Annotated in this window: 17 protein-coding genes; 15 read left to right on the forward strand and 2 right to left on the reverse strand. The window is 65.0% G+C overall.

The genetic code is table 11. From position 1 onward, the window contains the following. Positions 1-92: 92 nt before the first annotated feature. Positions 93-1814: an adenine deaminase gene (gene ade / locus BLU32_RS12580; RefSeq protein WP_093810976.1), complete on the reverse strand. Its 1722-nt coding sequence runs from the start codon at positions 1812-1814 to the stop codon at positions 93-95. 369 nt (positions 1815-2183) lie between these two features. Here ade and BLU32_RS12585 point away from each other — a divergent pair, with 369 nt between their 5' ends. From BLU32_RS12585 to BLU32_RS12645, 13 genes are all read left to right on the forward strand, one after another. Further along, positions 2184-3398: an ROK family protein gene (locus BLU32_RS12585; RefSeq protein ID WP_244501694.1), complete on the forward strand. Its 1215-nt coding sequence runs from the start codon at positions 2184-2186 to the stop codon at positions 3396-3398. Positions 3399-3464: 66 nt separating this feature from the next. After that, positions 3465-4481 (forward strand): sugar ABC transporter substrate-binding protein, encoded by a 1017-nt coding sequence (locus BLU32_RS12590; protein WP_093807442.1) that lies wholly within the window; start codon positions 3465-3467, stop codon positions 4479-4481. A gap of 109 nt (positions 4482-4590) precedes the next feature. Continuing rightward, on the forward strand, positions 4591-5667 hold the full coding sequence (locus BLU32_RS12595; protein ID WP_093810978.1) for an ABC transporter permease: 1077 nt from the start codon (positions 4591-4593) through the stop codon (positions 5665-5667). Continuing rightward, entirely contained in the window at positions 5664-6446 is a 783-nt protein-coding gene (locus BLU32_RS12600; protein ID WP_093807444.1) for an ATP-binding cassette domain-containing protein, read from the forward strand. Before BLU32_RS12595 ends, BLU32_RS12600 begins: the two co-directional genes overlap by 4 nt. Before the next feature lie 17 nt (positions 6447-6463). Continuing rightward, complete coding sequence (locus tag BLU32_RS12605) at positions 6464-7408, forward strand: carbohydrate kinase (RefSeq protein WP_093807446.1); 945 nt, start codon at positions 6464-6466, stop codon at positions 7406-7408. Between the two features lie 10 nt (positions 7409-7418). Next, positions 7419-8891: a glucose-6-phosphate dehydrogenase gene (gene zwf / locus BLU32_RS12610; RefSeq protein ID WP_093807448.1), complete on the forward strand. Its 1473-nt coding sequence runs from the start codon at positions 7419-7421 to the stop codon at positions 8889-8891. A 163-nt stretch (positions 8892-9054) separates the two neighbouring features. After that, positions 9055-10875 (forward strand): phosphogluconate dehydratase, encoded by a 1821-nt coding sequence (edd, locus tag BLU32_RS12615; RefSeq protein ID WP_093810980.1) that lies wholly within the window; start codon positions 9055-9057, stop codon positions 10873-10875. A gap of 27 nt (positions 10876-10902) precedes the next feature. Next, the gene (eda, locus tag BLU32_RS12620; RefSeq protein ID WP_093810982.1) at positions 10903-11538 is read left to right on the forward strand and encodes a bifunctional 4-hydroxy-2-oxoglutarate aldolase/2-dehydro-3-deoxy-phosphogluconate aldolase; all 636 of its coding nucleotides are present in this window, start codon (positions 10903-10905) and stop codon (positions 11536-11538) included. A gap of 125 nt (positions 11539-11663) precedes the next feature. Continuing rightward, a complete protein-coding gene (locus BLU32_RS12625) occupies positions 11664-11957 on the forward strand; it encodes a hypothetical protein (RefSeq protein ID WP_093807450.1) in 294 nt (97 codons plus the stop codon). 123 nt (positions 11958-12080) lie between these two features. Continuing rightward, positions 12081-13007 (forward strand): calcium/sodium antiporter, encoded by a 927-nt coding sequence (locus tag BLU32_RS12630; RefSeq protein ID WP_172838568.1) that lies wholly within the window; start codon positions 12081-12083, stop codon positions 13005-13007. Between the two features lie 46 nt (positions 13008-13053). Further along, positions 13054-14694: a glucose-6-phosphate isomerase gene (gene pgi / locus BLU32_RS12635; protein ID WP_093807452.1), complete on the forward strand. Its 1641-nt coding sequence runs from the start codon at positions 13054-13056 to the stop codon at positions 14692-14694. Positions 14695-14853: 159 nt separating this feature from the next. Beyond that, positions 14854-15123: a glycine zipper domain-containing protein gene (locus BLU32_RS12640; RefSeq protein WP_093807454.1), complete on the forward strand. Its 270-nt coding sequence runs from the start codon at positions 14854-14856 to the stop codon at positions 15121-15123. 95 nt (positions 15124-15218) lie between these two features. Continuing rightward, complete coding sequence (locus BLU32_RS12645; protein ID WP_093807456.1) at positions 15219-15488, forward strand: glycine zipper domain-containing protein; 270 nt, start codon at positions 15219-15221, stop codon at positions 15486-15488. Positions 15489-15617: 129 nt separating this feature from the next. On the opposite strand, the gene ald is transcribed toward BLU32_RS12645, so the two are convergent. Beyond that, positions 15618-16751 carry an alanine dehydrogenase gene (gene ald / locus BLU32_RS12650; RefSeq protein WP_093807458.1) on the reverse strand — a complete coding sequence of 378 codons (1134 nt, stop codon included), beginning with the start codon at positions 16749-16751 and terminating at the stop codon, positions 15618-15620. 161 nt (positions 16752-16912) lie between these two features. On the opposite strand from ald, the gene BLU32_RS12655 reads away from it, so the two are divergent. Both BLU32_RS12655 and BLU32_RS12660 read left to right on the forward strand, forming a co-directional pair. Continuing rightward, the gene (locus tag BLU32_RS12655) at positions 16913-17407 is read left to right on the forward strand and encodes an Lrp/AsnC family transcriptional regulator (protein ID WP_093807460.1); all 495 of its coding nucleotides are present in this window, start codon (positions 16913-16915) and stop codon (positions 17405-17407) included. A gap of 133 nt (positions 17408-17540) precedes the next feature. After that, the gene (locus BLU32_RS12660; protein ID WP_157727661.1) at positions 17541-18026 is read left to right on the forward strand and encodes a response regulator; all 486 of its coding nucleotides are present in this window, start codon (positions 17541-17543) and stop codon (positions 18024-18026) included. Positions 18027-18168 lie beyond the last annotated feature (142 nt).

Genomic DNA, 18168 nt, shown 5'->3' on the forward strand with positions numbered 1-18168 from the left:
TCATCAACAGATAAGCATCGCGGCACCGGTTCCAATCCCGGTCATGCGTTTCGCGTCATGCGTGTCGCGACGGGCAGCCCGCGGAAGACGGCTCAGGTATCCAGCAGCGCAAAGCGGTCGACGTCGAACATGCCCTTGTCGGTGATCTTGAGATGGGGGATCACCGGAAGCGGCAGAAAAGCGACCTGCAGGAACGGCTCGTCGAGCGTGCAACCGAGCGCAAGGGCCGCCGCGCGCAGGTCCTCCAGCGCATGACGCACCGTCTCGAACGGCTCCAGGCTCATCAGGCCGGCGACAGGAAGCGCAAGCTCCGCCGTCACCCCGGTTTCATCCGCCACGACGAAACCACCCTGTAATTCGGCGATCCGGTTGACGGCGGCGGCCATCGCCGCATCGTCCACCCCGACCACGCAGATGTTGTGGCTGTCATGTCCGACCGACGAGGCGATGGCGCCCCCCGTCAGTCCGAACCCGGAGACGAAGCCGCGCCCGATGCCCCCCGTTTTGCCGTGGCGCTCCACCACCGCGACCTTGGCGACGTCCTGCGACGGATCGGCGGCCACCGCGCCGGCCTCGACCGGCAGCGTGCGGCTCAACCGTTCCGTGATGATGCGCCCCGGAACGACGCCGATAACGGCGCGTTCATTGGCGGCACCTGACGGAACACGAAAGTCCTCGGCCAGGATCTTGCGCAGATGCACGCTCTTAAGCCCGACCGGCGCAAGCGGCGTCCGCTCCGCGAAGGCGGCCTCGTCCACCGGCCGACCGGCGGCGATCACCGAATGCACGCGGCAATCCTCCAGATCGTCGAGCAGCACGAGATCCGCGCGCCACCCGGGCGCGACCAGCCCCCTGTCGCGCAGGCCAAAGGCCACGGCCGCCGACCAGCTTGCCGCGCGATAGGCATCCTGCGGGCGTGCACCCCGCCGGATCAGCCGGCGGATCATGCTGTCGAGATGCCCCTCCTCCGCGATGTCGAGCGGATTGCGGTCGTCGGTGCACAGGCAGACGAAGGAGGCGGTGTCCGGCGTCAGGATCTCCGCAAGCGCCTCCAGATCCTTCGACACCGATCCCTCGCGAATGAGCACACTCATGCCCTTGGCAAGCTTTTCCCGTGCCTCATCCGCCGTCGTCGCCTCGTGGTCGGTGCGGATACCGGCCGCCAGATAACCGTTGAGGTCGAGCCCTGTCACCAGCGGCGCGTGTCCGTCGATATGCCCGCCCTGAAAGGCCGCGAGCTTGGCGATTACTGCCGGATCGCGGTTGAGCACGCCGGGGAAATTCATGAATTCGGCCAGGCCGATCACCTGACTGTGTCCCCTGAGCGGAAGAAGATCCTCGATCTCGAGGCACGCGCCGGCGGTCTCGTAGGCGGTGGCCGGGACGCAGGACGACAGGTTGACCCGAAGGTCCATCACGGTGCGTTCGGACGCATCGAGGAAGTAGCGAATGCCTTCCGCGCCGAGCACATTGGCGATTTCGTGCGGGTCGCAGATCGCCGTGGTCACGCCATGCGGCAACACGCAGCGGTCGAACTCCAGCGGCGTGACCAGCGAGGACTCCACGTGCAGATGCGTGTCGATGAAGCCCGGAACAACGATACGCCCGGCCGCATCGATCTCCCGCTCTCCGCGATACCGCGCATGCGTCCCGACGATCCGGTCACCGACGATGGCGATGTCGCATTCCGTGAGCGACCCGTCCATCACGGAAAACAGCTGCGCATTGCGGATCGCCAGATCGGCCGGGGTCTCCCCGCGGCCGGCGGCGATGGCGCGTGTGAGAAACGCTTCGGTCTGGGCCGTGTCCGGCATGAGGATCTCCATAGACGCGGGACGTGCGGTCAGGCGTACGCGACGCAATCCGCGACACCCGACCGTTCGTCGATCATCGCACGCCGGCATCGTGCCACGCCAGTATCCAGGACTGCTGCCCACAGGAAGTGCTGAATGCCGAGACGTGGCCTCCCACAACCCGACGCTGCACCGCAGCAACGAATGCGTTTGACAGAAGGCGATTTATCGGTGATTAAATTAATCAAATAAATTAAATTGCAGAAAGCCGCTGTAGCGCCGGGTCCGCAGCGGTTACATCCGCCAAGCAGGGGTCATAAATTGCCAGTTCGCCCACTCGTCGGTCAAGGATCCAATTCGGCGCAGCTGCGTCGTTACAACGAACGTATCGTGCTTCAGGCCCTGCGGCGCGTCGGCGAGGCATCCAAGGCGGATCTCGCGCGACTGGCACAGCTTACCAACGCTGCCATCGGCGGGATCATCCAGGAGCTGACGGCCGTCGGTTTGATCGACACGCTCGGCAAGCGTCATGATGGCGGACGCGGCCAGCCGGCGACCATGCTTCGGATCGCGCCCTCCGGCGCCTATGGGTTCGGCGTACGCCTCGACCGAACATCGATCGAAACCGTGCTCGCCGATTTCTCGGGCCGTATCATCGGTCGCCAAACGCACGACCGCTTTCTGCCGACCCCGGAGCGGGCCGTCGAACTGGTCGCCGGCGACATCGCCACGCTGTTGACGCTGATCGAGCCGGAGGAACGCGATCGCATCGCCGGCGTCGGGCTGGCAATGCCGTTCAATCTCGGAGCCTGGCTGCGCGAACTCGGACTTCCGGTCGAAGCCTTCCGCCGCTGGGACGAGGTCGAATTCACGGCGTTGCTCGAGGACGCCATCGCCTATCCGGTCTTCTTCGAAAACGACGGCACGGCCGCCGCCATCGCGGAGCTGTTTTCCGGCGCAGGGCGGCTTTCGGACGACTTTCTCTATCTCTTCCTCGGACCGGCCATCGGTGGAGGTGTTGTCACCGGCGGCGATTGCCTCAAGGGCGTCAGCGGCAATGCCGGCGACGTCGCGATGATCCCTGTCCCGCCAAGCCGGCTGGCCTCCGCGCCGCAGCCGCGCGGCGAATTGGACATCCTGCTGACACGCGCCTCTCTCGCCGCGCTCAAGCGTCACCTCGCCCATCACGGCGTGGAGGCGGAAACGCGCGGCGAGCTCGAGCTTGCCGTTAAAAACGGCCACCCCGCCGTCGACGAATGGATCGACGATTGCGTGGCCGCGCTCGTCCCGGCCGTCTGGTCGGCGATCTCGCTCATCGATGTCCCGCTGGTCGTGATCGATTTCGATATCGATGGCGGCCTCGCCCAGCGCCTGCTTGACGATCTTGCAGTGGCACTGGACGCCGCCGCCCCGGAGGCACGCCATGCGCCCCGGCTGCAGCGCGGCTCCTTCGGATCGGACGCGGGCGCGGCAGGTGCCGCCAACCTGCCGATCTTCTTCAACTATTCGCCCCACACCGCGATCCTGACCGGGCGCGGAGCGAAACAGGGTGCAGCAAGGCAGAATGACGCGGATCAACCGCGCGTCGCCGCAAGCGGCACCTGAAGGCCCCCAACCGGTGCAAGCCGGCGGGAAATGAGGACGTCAAACGACCATTGGGAGGAAACTGACATGCTACGCAAACTGATGCTTGCCGGAACGGTGATGGGCGCCGTGGCAGCCACACCGGCGCTGGCCGCCGACATGAATGCCTGCATCATCACCAAGACGGACACCAATCCGTTCTTCGTGAAGATGAAGGAAGGCGCCACCTCCAAGGCGGAAGAACTCGGCATCACGCTGAAATCCTATGCGGGGCGCATCGACGGCGATCACGATGCCCAGGTCGCGGCGATCGAAACCTGCATCGCCGATGGCGCCAAGGGCATTCTGCTCACCCCGTCCGACACAAAGGCCATCGTCGACAGTGTCAAGCAGGCCCGCGACGCCGGCATTCTGGTGATCGCCCTCGACACGCCGCTGGAGCCGATCGACGCGGCCGACGCGACGTTTGCCACCGACAACTTCAAGGCCGGCGAACTTGCCGGCCAGTGGGCCGCGGCCTCGCTTGGCGACGAAGCGGCAAACGCCCGCATCGCCATGCTTGACCTGGCGGTCAGCCAGCCCTCGGTCGGCGTATTGCGCGACCAGGGGTTCATGACCGGTTTCGGCATCGACGTGAAGGACCCGAACCGCTGGGGTGACGAGGACGACCCGCGCATCGTCGGCCACGATGTGACGGCCGGCAACGAGGAGGGCGGACGCACCGCCATGGAAAATCTCCTGACCAAGGACCCGACGATCAACGTGGTCTACACGATCAACGAACCGGCGGCCGCCGGTGCCTACGAGGCGCTGAAAGCCATGGGTCGCGAGAACGACGTTTTGATCGTCTCCGTCGACGGCGGTTGCCCTGGCGTCAAGAATGTCGCCGACGGCGTGATCGGGGCGACATCGCAGCAGTATCCGCTGCTGATGGCCTCGCTGGGCATCGAGGCGATCAAGGCCTATGCGGATACCGGCAAGAAGCCCGAGCCGACGCCCGGCAAATCCTTCTTCGATACCGGTGTGGCGCTTGTGACCGACAAGCCGGTGGAGGGCGTTCCCTCCATCGACACCGGGGAAGGTCTGGACAAGTGCTGGGGCTGAGCCGCCTCGCGCGCTACTAGCCCGGAACCCGGGCAAACGCGGGGCGGTCATGCCGCCCCGCGGACCAAAGAAGAAACGCCGAAAAACCGGCGGTCTTGGGGAGGACATCATGAGCGAAGCGGACCCGCGCGACGCGAGACACGATGAAGAGGCACTTGCCGTCGGGACCGGCGACATCGCCGCCTTTGACGGGCACCGGCCCACGTTTCTCGGCTCAATCCAGCACAAACTGCATGCACGACCCGAGTTCGTGCCGCTGATCGTGTTGATCATTTCAGTTGCGATCTTCGGCATCGTACTCGGCTCGAAGTTCTTTTCGCCCTTCGCCCTCACCTTGATCCTGCAACAGGTCGCCATCGTCGGCATTGTCGGCTGCGCCCAGTCGCTTGTGATCCTGACTGCCGGCATCGACCTATCGGTCGGCGCGATCATGGTTCTGTCGTCCGTGGTGATGGGGCAGTTCACGTTTCGCTACGGCCTGCCACCGGAAATCGCGGTCCTGTGCGGGCTCGCCTGCGGCGCGCTGTGCGGCATGATCAACGGCATGCTGGTCGCGCTGATGCGCCTGCCGCCCTTCATCGTGACGCTCGGGATGTGGCAAATCGTGCTCGCCACCAATTTCCTGTTTTCCGCAAACGAGACCATCCGCAGCCAGGACATCGAGGCACAGGCCCCGATCCTTCAGTTTTTCGGAGAGAGATTCAACATTGGCGGCGCCGTCATCACCTATGGTGTGATCGCTCTGTTCGTCCTGGTGCTGATCCTGAACTACGCGCTCAACCACACCGCCTGGGGGCGGCATGTGATGGCGATCGGCGACGACCCCGACGCTGCGGAATTGGCCGGCGTGCGCGTCGCGCGGATGCGGATCTCCGTCTATACGCTCGCCGGACTGATCTGCGCCCTCGCCGGCTGGGTGATGATCGGCCGGCTCGGATCGGTCTCGCCGACAACCGGTCAGTTCACCAATATCGAATCCATAACCGCCGTGGTGATTGGCGGCATCTCGCTGTTCGGCGGACGCGGATCCGTGCTCGGCATGCTCTTCGGCGCCCTGATCGTCGGCGTGTTCTCGCTTGGCCTCAGGCTCGTCGGCACCGACCCGCAGTGGACCTATCTTCTCATCGGCATGCTGATCATTGCAGCCGTTGCCATCGACCAATGGATCCGAAAGGTGGCCGCATGACCCGCGAACCCATCCTCACAGCCCGTGGCCTGATCAAGCGCTACGGACGCGTCGTCGCCCTCGATCGCACCGACTTCGACCTCTATCCGGGCGAAGTGCTTGCCGTGATCGGCGACAATGGCGCGGGCAAGTCGACCCTGATCAAGGCAATCTCCGGCGCGGTTACCCCGGACGCCGGGGAAATCCGGCTGGACGGCAGACCGGTGAATTTTTCCTCGCCGATGCAGGCCCGCGACGCCGGCATCGAGACGGTCTACCAGAACCTTGCCCTGTCTCCGGCCCTGTCGATCGCCGACAATCTGTTCATGGGCCGCGAGTTGCGCGCGCCGGGCCTTATGGGCAAGCTGTTTCGCAAGCTCGACCGAAAAGAGATGGAACGCATTGCCCGCGACAAGCTCTCCGAGCTTGGCCTGATGACCATCCAGAACATCAACCAGGCGGTCGAGACGCTGTCGGGCGGTCAGCGCCAGGGCGTCGCGGTGGCGCGTGCCGCAGCCTTCGGCTCCAAGGTGGTGATCATGGACGAACCCACAGCCGCACTCGGCGTCAAGGAAAGCCGGCGCGTGCTGGAACTGATCCGCGACGTGAAGGCGCGCGGCCTGCCGATCGTGCTGATCTCGCACAACATGCCGCATGTCTTCGAGGTTGCGGATCGCATTCACATCCACCGGCTCGGGCGCCGGATCGCCGTGATCAAGCCGTCCGATTATTCCATGTCGGACGCGGTCGCGATCATGACCGGCGCGATGGCGCCGCCTGACGCCTCGGCGGCAGCGTGAACGGACGGAACCGACCCATGATCCTCGTCTGCGGCGAAGCGCTGTTCGACCTTTTCGCAGATGAAACGTCGGACCGGTTGACGTTCGACGCCCGCATCGGCGGATCGCCGTTCAACGTGGCGGTCGGCCTTGCGCGTCTCGGAACGCCGGCCGCCTTCTTCGGCGCCCTGTCGCACGATCTGTTCGGCCAGCGGCTGCGCAGGGCGCTCGCTGCGGAAGGCGTCGACCTGTCGTTCGCGCTTGGGACGGACGCGCTCACCACATTGAGCATCGTCGGTCTCGACGACACCGGCAGCCCCGCCTACGGCTTCTACGGCAAGGATGCGGCCGACCGTCAAATTCGCAAGAGCGACCTGCCGGACTTGCCGGACAGCATCGACACCATCCAGATCGGCTCCTACGCGACCCTGGTCTCTCCGGTCGGCGACAGCCTGCTGGCGCTGGCCGTGCGCGAGCACGGACGACGGCTGATTGCCTATGATCCGAACGTGCGCCCCACGGTCGTTGCCGACATGAGCGCCTGGAGAGAGCGGTTCGCGGACCTCCTGCCGCATGTCGACCTGCTCAAGATCAGCCTGGAGGATCTGGAGCTGATGTTTCCAGGCAACGATCCGCAGACGCTCGCCGAGACCTGGCTGGCACAGGGGCCGGCGCTCGTGATCGTGACGCGCGGCGGAGACGGAGCCACAGCCTTTACCGCGCGCCATCGCGTCGAGGTCGCGGGCGACGCTGTCGCGCTCGTGGATACGGTCGGCGCCGGGGACACCTTCCAGGCCGCGATCCTCGCCCGTCTTGGAGAAACCTGCGGCCGTCGTCGTTCAGCCCTTGAGCGCCTTGGCGACACGGATATGCTGGGCCTGCTGCGCTTCGCCGCGCGCGCCGCCGCGCTCACCTGCTCCCGACGCGGCGCGGACCTGCCCCGCCGCGCCGAACTCGGTCGCTCCGATATCGCCGTCAGCTGAAAGGACTTTCATGGTCGCCCGCGTCATCGAAGTCGATCCGTTCGATCTCATCGTGTTCGGAGCAACGGGAGATCTTGCCCACCGCAAGCTTCTCCCCGCGCTTTATCACCGCGATCTCGACGGACAGATCCCGGAGGACGCGCGGATCATCGCCTGTTCACGCCGCGACATGAGCGACGAGCAGTATCGCACTTTCGCAGACGAAGCCGTGCGCGAACATGTCAACGACGTGGAAGCCCCCGCGCTGGAGCGGTTTCTTGCAAGGCTGAGCTATATCGCCGTCGACGCGGCGGGAACACGCGGATGGCCGGAACTCGCCGAACGCCTGAAGGGCCGCGAGGAGGTGGTGCGCGCCTTCTATCTGGCCGTCGCACCGGATTTCTTCGGCACCATCTGCGAACGGATCGGCGACCACGGCCTGACCACGGATCTTGCCCGCGTCGTGATCGAAAAGCCGATCGGCAAGGATGGTGCCTCGGCGCGCGCGCTGAATGCGGCGATCGGCGAGGTGTTCCGCGAGGATCAGATCTTCCGCATCGATCACTACCTCGGCAAGGAAACCGTGCAAAACCTGATGGCGCTGCGCTTCGGCAACGCGCTGTTCGAGCCGCTGTGGAACGCGGCCCATATTGACCATGTGCAGATCACGGTCGCGGAATCGCTCGGTGTGGAGGGACGCGCGGGGTATTACGACACGGCCGGCGCCATGCGCGACATGGTGCAGAATCACATCCTCCAGCTTTTGTGTCTCGTGGCGATGGAACCACCGGAATCCATGAACGCCGATTCCGTGCGAGACGAGAAACTCAAGGTTCTCAAGGCGCTGAAGCAGATGGACGCCGAAATGGCAAGCAAGGCGACCGTGCGCGGCCAGTACCGCGCGGGCGCGTCGGCCGGCGGCGCGGTGCGCGGCTACCTGGAGGAGCTCGACGATCCGACCTCGCAGACGGAAACCTTTGTCGCGATCAAGGCGGAAATCGCCAACTGGCGATGGGCCAACGTGCCCTTCTACCTGCGCACCGGCAAGAGGCTGGCGGCGCGGGTCTCGGAAATCGTGGTGCAGTTCCGCCCCATTCCCCACTCCATCTTCGAAACCGAAGCCGGCGAGATTTCCTCCAACCGCCTTGTGATCCGCCTGCAGCCCGACGAGGGCGTGCGCATGCAGATCATGATCAAGGACCCCGGACCCGGCGGCATGCGGCTCAGACAGGTGCCGCTCGACATGTCGTTTGCCACCGCCTTCAAGGTGCGCAATCCCGATGCCTACGAGCGGCTGATCATGGATGTGATCCGCGGCAACCAGACGCTGTTCATGCGCCGCGACGAGGTGGAGGCGGCCTGGGCCTGGGTCGACCCGATCCTTGAGGACTGGGCGACGCTGAAGGACCTGCCGAAGGGCTACACCTCCGGCACCTGGGGGCCGTCGGCGGCGATCGCCCTGATCGAGCGCGACGGCCGCACATGGTTCGAAGACCTGATGTAGGACCGCACCGGATACAACAATGATCGACGGGCTTAACCGTTGAACCCGAAATTAAATCGATTTAAACGTGGAGCCGAGCGTTTGGAACGCCCCACCGGTTTCACCGAAGCCGCCGCATGCTCCCGACATGCCGGCGGCGCGTGTTGAAAGGATGGACCAAGCCATGACCGTGCATTCCACCATTGCAGACGTCACTGCCCGCATCGAGGAGCGCAGCCGCGCCAGCCGCGCGCACTATCTGGAGCGCATCCGCGCTGCCGGCGAAGCAGGCCCGAAGCGCGGCACACTGTCCTGCGGAAACCTGGCGCACGGCTTCGCCGCCTGCGGGCTCACCGACAAGGAGCGGCTCGCCGGCGACGTCGTCCCGAACCTCGGCATCATCACCGCCTACAACGACATGCTGTCCGCGCATCAGCCATTCGAGCGCTTTCCCGAACTGATCCGCGAGGCGGCGCGCGAGGCCGGCGGGGTGGCGCAGGTCGCCGGCGGCGTCCCGGCGATGTGCGACGGCGTCACCCAGGGCCAGACCGGTATGGAACTGTCGCTGTTTTCGCGCGACGTCATCGCCATGGCGACCGCCGTCGGCCTGTCGCACCAGATGTTCGACGCCGCCGTCTATCTCGGCATTTGCGACAAGATCGTTCCGGGCCTGATGATTGCGGCGCTTTCCTTCGGCCATCTGCCGGCAGTCTTCCTGCCGGCGGGGCCGATGCCGTCCGGACTTCCAAACGACGAGAAGGCCAAGACCCGCCAACTCTACGCCGAAGGCAAGATCGGCCGCGCGGAGCTGCTGGAATCGGAGAGCAAGTCCTACCACAGTCCCGGCACCTGCACCTTTTACGGCACCGCGAACTCCAACCAGATGCTGATGGAAATCATGGGGCTCCATCTGCCCGGTGCGAGTTTCGTCAATCCCGATACCCCGCTGCGCGACGCCCTGACCCGAGAGGGCGCCAAGCGCGCGCTCGCGCTCTCCGCGCTTGGCAACAACTACACGCCCATCGGCGAGATGATCGACGCCCGCGCCATCGTCAACGGCGTCGTCGGCCTGCACGCGACCGGCGGCTCGACGAACCACACGCTGCATCTTGTCGCCATGGCCAATGCGGCCGGGATCAAACTCACCTGGGGCGATATCTCGCAACTTTCCGACATCATTCCGCTGATCGCACGCATCTACCCCAACGGACTGGCCGACGTGAATCATTTCCAGGCCGCCGGCGGCATGGGCTACATGATCGGCGAGCTGTTGTCGGAAGGCCTGCTGCATGAAGACGTCAGGACCGTGAACGGTACCGGCCTTTCAGGCTATGCGGTCGAGGCGAAACTCGCCGGGGACGGCACGGTTGTCTGGGAATCGGCCGAAAAGACCAGCGCCGACCCCAAGGTTCTGTCCACCGTCAAGGAGCCGTTCCAGCCGAACGGTGGGCTGAAAATGCTCGACGGCAATATCGGCCGGGCGGTCATCAAGGTGTCGGCGGTCAAGCCCGAACGCCGCGTGATCGAGGCGCGGGCACGCGTCTTCACTTCGCAACAGGCCGTGATCGACGCCTTCAAGGCAGGCGAGTTGACCGAGGATTTCGTCGCCGTGCTGCCGTTCCAGGGTCCGCGCGCCTGCGGCATGCCGGAACTGCACCAGCTCACCCCGACGCTCGGCGTGCTCCAGGATCGCGGGCTCAAGGTGGCGCTCGTAACCGACGGGCGCATGTCGGGCGCCTCCGGCAAGGTGCCGGCGGCGATCCACGTCACGCCGGAGGCCGTCACCGGCGGGCCGATCGCGAAGGTCCGCGACGGCGACCTGCTGCGCATCGATGCGGAGACCGGTCGCCTCGAGGTTCTGGTCGATGCGGCCGAGTTTGAGGCCCGTCCGGCCGCAACCGCAGACCTCTCCGCCCATCAGCAGGGCGTCGGACGCGATCTCTTCGCCGCCTTCCGTGCTGCCGCCGGCCCCGCCGACGAGGGCGCGCATGTTTTCGGCGCCTGACGCGCCTTTTCCAACACGGAGCCGATGATGACGCAAGACACCGCCAAGCTCGACATTGTGATGCAGGCCGCCCCCGTGATCCCCGTGCTGGTTGTTGAGGATCCCGCAAGGGCCGTGCCGATGGCACAGGCGCTGGTGCGCGGGGGATTGCCGGCGATCGAGATCACACTGCGTACGCCGAATGCGCTGGAGGCGATCCGCGCCGTGGCCGACGAGGTCGAGGGTGCCATCGTCGGCGCCGGCACCGTTCTGGACGCAGCGCAGTATGAGGCCGCCGTCGCGGCCGGATCGCGCTTCATCGTCTCCCCCGGCGCGACCGACCGGCTGCTTTCGGCGGCAGCCGACCACGATGTCCCCCTGCTGCCGGGCGCGGCCACCGCATCGGAGGTGATGCACCTGCTGGAGGCCGGCTATACGCGCCTGAAACTCTTTCCCGCCGAAGCCGTCGGCGGCCTCGCCCTGCTGAAATCGCTCGGCGCGCCGCTGCCGGCCGCAAAATTCTGCCCGACCGGCGGCATCACGCTGCAAAGCGCGCCGGACTATCTGGCGCTGTCCAACGTCGCCTGCGTCGGCGGCTCCTGGATCGCGGACGCCAGGTCGATCGCCGACGAGGACTGGGACGGAATAGAGCGCCGCGCGCGCGAGGCGGCGGGCCTCACCTGATCGAGAGTTGCCGCCCCCGAAAAAGGATCGGCACAAGCCGTGTTTCCCATCTTGTGCGAACGCCAGACCCCTCCCATCTGCCCTGAGCGCGGGGATCATGCCCGTGCTCATCAAGGGTCACGGCCATGCCGGGCTCGGTTCAGCTGTTTCAGTCTCCGGTTCCCGCGAACATCAAACGGCCCGGAGTTGTCTTCTTTCTCATTCTCATCTCTACCGTGGTCCTGTTCGCTGCCGAAATCGCGGTTATGGCGCTTGGCACCATCTGGGCGCTGAGCGGCTTTCTCGCCCTCGGCCCGATCGGGACCGCAGCTGTTGCCGCCCCGCTCGTTCCAGCCGCACTCTATTGCATCGCAAAGCTCGCGGTGATGGCCTACGAGGGCGAATATGACCTCCTGTCGGACGAACCGACGGACGCTTGACCCTGGCGACGACCTCTAAGTCACAGCCTTGCAACCCGCCCGTGCGCGCACCGCTGCCGCGCGGCGCAGTTTTCTCTCGCGCTCCGTTCGGTTTCGAAACCCGACGGTGAAGGACAGGATCATATGCTCATTGACATCGGCTTCATCGCCCTCGGTCTTGTGCTTCTGTTTGCGGGCGGAGACACGCTTGTGCGCGGCGCGGTCTCCCTCGCCGTCCGGTTTCGCATGTCGCCGCTGCTGATCGGCCTGACTGTGGTCGGCTTTGGAACGTCCATGCCGGAACTTCTGGTTTCGCTACAGGCGGCCTTCGCCGGCGTGCCTGACATCGCAGTGGGCAATGTCGTCGGATCGAACACCGCCAACGTCCTTTTGATCCTTGGCCTTGCCATGCTGATCTCTCCCATGCCGACCCGCATCGCCGGCCTCGGGCGCGATCTCTCGGTGATGCTGGCCAGCGCGCTTGCCCTTGCGGTCGTGTCATGGACGGGAACGCTCTCGGCGCCGACCGGCCTTGCATTCCTGGCAGCGCTGGCCGCCTATCTGACCTTCAGCGCTTTCACCAGTCGCAACCCAACTCCCGAGCTTTCGGGCGAGACGGTGCGACCGGTCATCTGGAAGGCGTTGGCGTTCGCCCTCGGCGGTCTGGCGGCCTTGATGCTGGGCGCGGATTTCCTGGTGGACGGCGCAACCCGGATCGCCAGGACCCTCGGACTGTCCGACGCGGCGATCGGCTTGACCGTGGTGGCCGTCGGCACGAGCCTTCCCGAACTCGCGACGTCCATTGCCGCCGCCATCCGTCGCCAACCGGAAATCGCCATCGGCAATGTGGTGGGTTCGAATATCTTCAACAATCTGGGCATTCTCGGCATCACCGCGGCAGTGGCTCCGATCTCGATCGCAAGCGAGATCGCCGCATTCGACATTCCGGTCATGCTCGCGGCATCGCTCGCCCTTGCCATACTGTTGGTTTCCATGCGCAGGATCCCGCGCAGCGTCGGCCTCGCGCTTCTGGTCGCTTATGGCTGGTACTGCGCCATGTTGCTGGCCTAAGGTCTCCTGCCGGCAAGGCATTTTCGTTTGGGGGAGGAGATCACGAATGACGCAGCCCGACATGCCGCAAGACCTGAAGCGCCGGGCGGCCGAATTGCAGGCAAAAGGTCTGCGTCAAATCCTTGCCGACGATCCGGGTCGCTTCGATGCGTTGTCTTTCACGCTTGATGACCTGCTCGTGGATTTTTCGAAGATGCACTGGGACCTTGAGGCCATCACCGCACTTGCGGATCTCGCCCGCGAGCGCGGTGTGGAAGATCGCCGCGACGCGATGTTTTCCGGCGAGGCAATCAACGAGACGGAAGGCCGCGCGGTGTTGCATGTCGCACTGCGCAACCGCGGCGAAGGTCCCGTCATGGTCGACGGGCACGACATCATGCCGGACGTAGCCGAAACGCTTGCCCGCGTCGAAGCCTTTGCCGACGGCATTCGTTCAGGTGTCGTCGCCGGCCAGTCCGGGAACCCGATTTCGGATGTCGTGAACATCGGCATCGGCGGATCGGACCTTGGTCCGGCGATGGTCACGCAGGCACTCTCGCCTTATGCCGACGGCCCGCGCGTGCATTTCGTGTCCAATGTCGACGGCGCGCATGTTGCCGATACGCTCGCCGGGCTCGATCCAGCGCGCACGCTTGTGATCGTCGCCTCCAAGACCTTCACCACCACCGAGACGATGACAAACGCTCGAACCGCGCGGCGATGGATCGTCGACGCCCTTGGCGAGGAGGCCGTCGGGGCACATTTTGCCGCCGTCTCGACCGCGCTCGACAAGGTCGCAGCCTTCGGCATCGACCAGAGCCGGGTGTTTGGTTTCTGGGACTGGGTCGGCGGGCGCTACTCCGTCTGGTCGGCAATCGGCCTGCCTGTGATGCTGGCGATCGGCGCGCGGGATTTCGGTCGGTTTCTCGATGGCGCCCGTGCCATGGACCGACACTTCCAGACCGCGCCGCTTGACGATAACCTGCCGGTTCTGATGGGGCTTGCCGGTGTCTGGCACCGCAATTTTTGCGGCTTTCCGGCCCGCGCCGTGCTGCCCTACGACCAACGCCTTGCGCGCCTGCCCGCCTATCTTCAACAACTCGACATGGAATCAAACGGCAAACGCGTCACGCTGTCGGGTGCTCCCGCGAGGGAGGCGACCGGCCCCCTGGTCTGGGGGGAGCCGGGAACCAACGGCCAGCATGCCTTCTACCAGTTGCTGCATCAGGGCACCGATGTGATCCCGTGCGAATTCATCGTCGCAGCCCGCGGACACGAGCCCGATCTTGCGCACCATCATGCGCTTCTGGTCGCCAATTGCCTGGCGCAATCGGAAGCGCTGATGAAGGGTCAGACGCTCGAAGAGGCCGAGGCGTCCTTGCGCGCGCAAGGCGCAAGCGAGACCGAAGCAAGTCGCCTTGCCCCGCACAAGGTGTTTCCCGGCAACCGACCGTCAATCACCCTGGTTCACGACAAGCTGACACCCTTCGCGCTCGGGCGTCTGATCGCGCTCTATGAGCACCGCGTCTTCGTCGAAGGCGCGATCTGGAACATCAACTCCTTCGATCAATGGGGGGTCGAACTTGGCAAGACGCTTGCCACCGAGTTGCTGCCAATGGTCGACGGACGCGTGATGGCCAAGGACCGGGACGCCTCCACCCTCGGCCTGCTGGCAAGGGTGGGAGAACCACGGATTTCTTCAAAATAACGCAAATTGTATGTTCCAGGTCACAGCTTGGCCTTCAAGCCAGCCTAGACTGGTCACGAATTTGATGTTGTGATGGAAACAAGACGGGGCTCCCGTCGAGTGTCGGCGTCTGGCCGCATTGGACCAAAACCGACAGACAGGAATTGAAGGAGCGAACAAATGCTGAAGATTGTTCTGGTAAGCGGCGCAGCACTTCTGCTTGTGGCCTGTCAATCAGACAGCCAGCGCGACCGGACGCTCGTTGGCGGCGGTCTTGGCGCGGCGACCGGCGCTGCCGTGGGCGCGGCCGCCACGGGCGATGTCGGCGGCGCACTCGTCGGCGGCGTTGTCGGCGGTGTCGGCGGTGCCATGGTCGGCTCGGCAACAACGCCGAAAAACTGCATCGCGCGCGACCGCTATGGTCGCCGTGTCCGGGTTGCCTGCCCGTAACAGGCTTTGCGCCATTGCGCCCGAGTCCTTTTCGGCGCAATGGTAAACTTGACTGAAGTGTCCGCGTGGGCGGCATTCTCTTGGAGTGTTTATAGATGAAGAAAGTCGTTCTCGTTTCCACAGCGGCCCTGCTCTTGGCGGCCTGTCAGTCCGACAGCCAGCGAGACCGGACACTGATCGGCGGCGGCCTCGGCGCTGCGACGGGCGCCGCAATCGGCGCGGCAACGGGCGGTGGCGTCGGTGCAGCGCTCGCCGGCGCGGCCATCGGCGGTGTCGGCGGCGGTGTCGTCGGCGCGGCCACCACGCCGAAGAACTGCGTCGCGACCGACCGCTACGGACGCCGCTACCGGGTGGTCTGCCCGTAAGGCACGACCGCACGGCGCTGCGACGTTTCTGCCGTCGCCACGATACAAGACAAAAGCCCGGCGGGGAGACCCCCGCCGGGCATTTTCATCTGTGGTCCCGCAAGGCTGCGTGCAAAGGCCCGGCCCGTATCAGGCCGCGGCGGCCACCCCGCCCAGCGCAACTCCGGGGCTGACGAATTCATAGCCGAGCGCATCGGCCACCGCCTTGACAGTCACCCGCCCGGCGTGAACGTTCAGCCCGTTCAGCAGATGCGGATCGCCGGCGAGCGCCTTCTGGTAGCCATGGTTGGCAAGCGCCAGCGTGAAGGGCAGCGTCGCGTTGTTGAGCGCATGCGCGGAGGTTTTCGGTACGGCGCCCGGCATGTTGGCAACGCAATAATGCACAACGTCGTCGACGACATAGGTCGGCTCGGCATGGGTCGTGGCATGCGAGGTCTCGAAGCAGCCGCCCTGGTCGATGGCGACATCCACCAGCACGGAGCCTGCCTTCATCCGGCGGACATGATCGGCGGTCACCAGTTTGGGGGCCGCTGCACCGGCCACGAGCACGGCGCCGATCACCAGATCGGCATCGAGCACATATTCCTCAATGGCCGCGCGCGTCGAATAAACGGTGCGCAAGGCCGCGCCAAAGCGGGCCGACAGACCGCCGAGCACATCGATGGAGCGATCCAGCACGGTCACATCCGCGCCGAGGCCGAGCGCCATGGTGATCGCATGGGCGCCGACGACACCGCCGCCGATAACGACGACCTTCGCCGGCGCAACACCCGGAACGCCGCCAAGCAGCATCCCGGCACCGCCGTGGGCACGCTCCAGCGCCGTTGCGCCCGCCTGCACCGACAGCCGACCGGCCACCTGCGACATCGGCGCCAGCAGCGGCAGCCCGCCGCGCCCGTCCGTCACGGTCTCATAGGCAATGCAGGTCGCACCCGACTTCACCAGGTCAGCCGTTTGCTGCGCATCCGGCGCAAGGTGCAGATAGGTGAAGAGGATATGGTCGGGCCGCAACATGGCACGTTCGACGGCCTGCGGTTCCTTGACCTTGACGATCATCTGCGCGGCGTCGAAGACCTCGGCCGCAGTTTGCAGAATGCGCGCGCCGGCGGTCTGATACACATCGTCTCCCGAGCCGATGCCCGCACCCGCCTGCGTCTCGATGACGACGTCATGGCCGTTTGCAACGAGTTCGCGCACGCTCTCGGGCGTCAGCCCGACGCGATACTCGTGATTCTTGATCTCCTTCGGCACACCGATACGCATGAATGTTTCCTCCTCCAGGGCGGCAAGCCATATCTAAGAGCTCAAGGATACGCCGCGTTTCATCGAATGTGCTTGCGAACTTGACACCATTTGAAGGGATGACGCAATTTTACGGCGTATTATGCTGATCGAACAAAATTTTGTGCGATGGAGGATCACCCATGCCATTCGACCGGATCGACCGGCGCATCCTTACCTTGCTGCAGAGCGACGGGCGGATCTCGAACAGCGAACTGGCCGATGCCGTCGGGCTCTCGCCGTCCGCCTGCCTTCGCCGGGTGCGTGCGCTGGAGGAGTCCGGGGTGATAGAGCGCTACGTGGCGCTTCTCGACCAGGAACGGATCGGTCGGCGGATGGATATTTTCGTCGAGATCTCATTGAACTCTCAATCCAACGAGGTTCTCACCGCGTTCGAGGAGGCGGTCGCGCAATCGCCGGAAATCATGGAGTGCTACCTGATGGCCGGCGACGCGGACTACATGCTGCGCATCGCGGCCGCCGACCCCACCCATTTCGAACACATCCATCGCGCCCATCTTACCCGGCTGCCCGGGGTATCGCGGATGCGCTCGTCTTTCGCGATCCGCACCATTGCGAAGAGCACGGCCTTTCCTCTGCCCGGCCCGCGTCAAGAGCCGCAACGCGACAAGGGGTGACCGTCTCAATAATGCGAGAAGCTGCAAGAAGTCACGGTAACAAAGAGATATCTCACCGGTGGGAAATCCGGAGTATTGCTGATAGGGTATGGAAAACAGACAGTGTGGGTCTTCTAGATCTGGCGAAATGGCCATGCTCGAAACCAACAGTTTGCCCTGTGCAGCTCCCTTGACCGTCCTTCTCGTCGATGACGATCGCGACGACATCTGGCTTGTCGACCGCCTGTTTCGAAAGGCCATGCCTGACGGACACACGCTGAACGTGATAGCAATACCGGGCGGGACGGCGGCGCTGGAATGGATTGGCGAGGCCCAAAGCGCCGGCCATCCCATGCCGGACCTCATCGTGCTCGACATCAACATGCCCGGCCTGTCGGGCCTGGACCTTCTGCGGGTTCTCAGAGCGCGCCCCAGATTTCTTGCAACCCCCATCCTGGTTCTGACGACCAGCGACGAGGCGGAGATTGGCGCGCAGGCACGCTGCGCGGGAGCGAATGCGGTCCTGACCAAACCGGACACGATGGAAAAGCTGGAAGATCTTGTCCGCAAGGTCCGCGAGACCTGGCTCTCCACACCGGCGCCCCGCGACACGCGCGCACCAAGGCAAGCGATCGGCTGACACGCACGACAACGCCCCTCATCCCTGTTCCCGCGCCCCGCCCCTGCACCCGGCCAGCGGCTTCGGCCTTGATCGCCAGTGGCTTTCGTCCGACACAAGGGTTTCGCCGGTCAGGTGGATCGTCTCCCATACGAAGGTTGTT

This window comes from Stappia sp. ES.058 (assembly GCF_900105595.1).
In the GTDB taxonomy this organism is placed as follows: Bacteria; Pseudomonadota; Alphaproteobacteria; order Rhizobiales; family Stappiaceae; genus Stappia.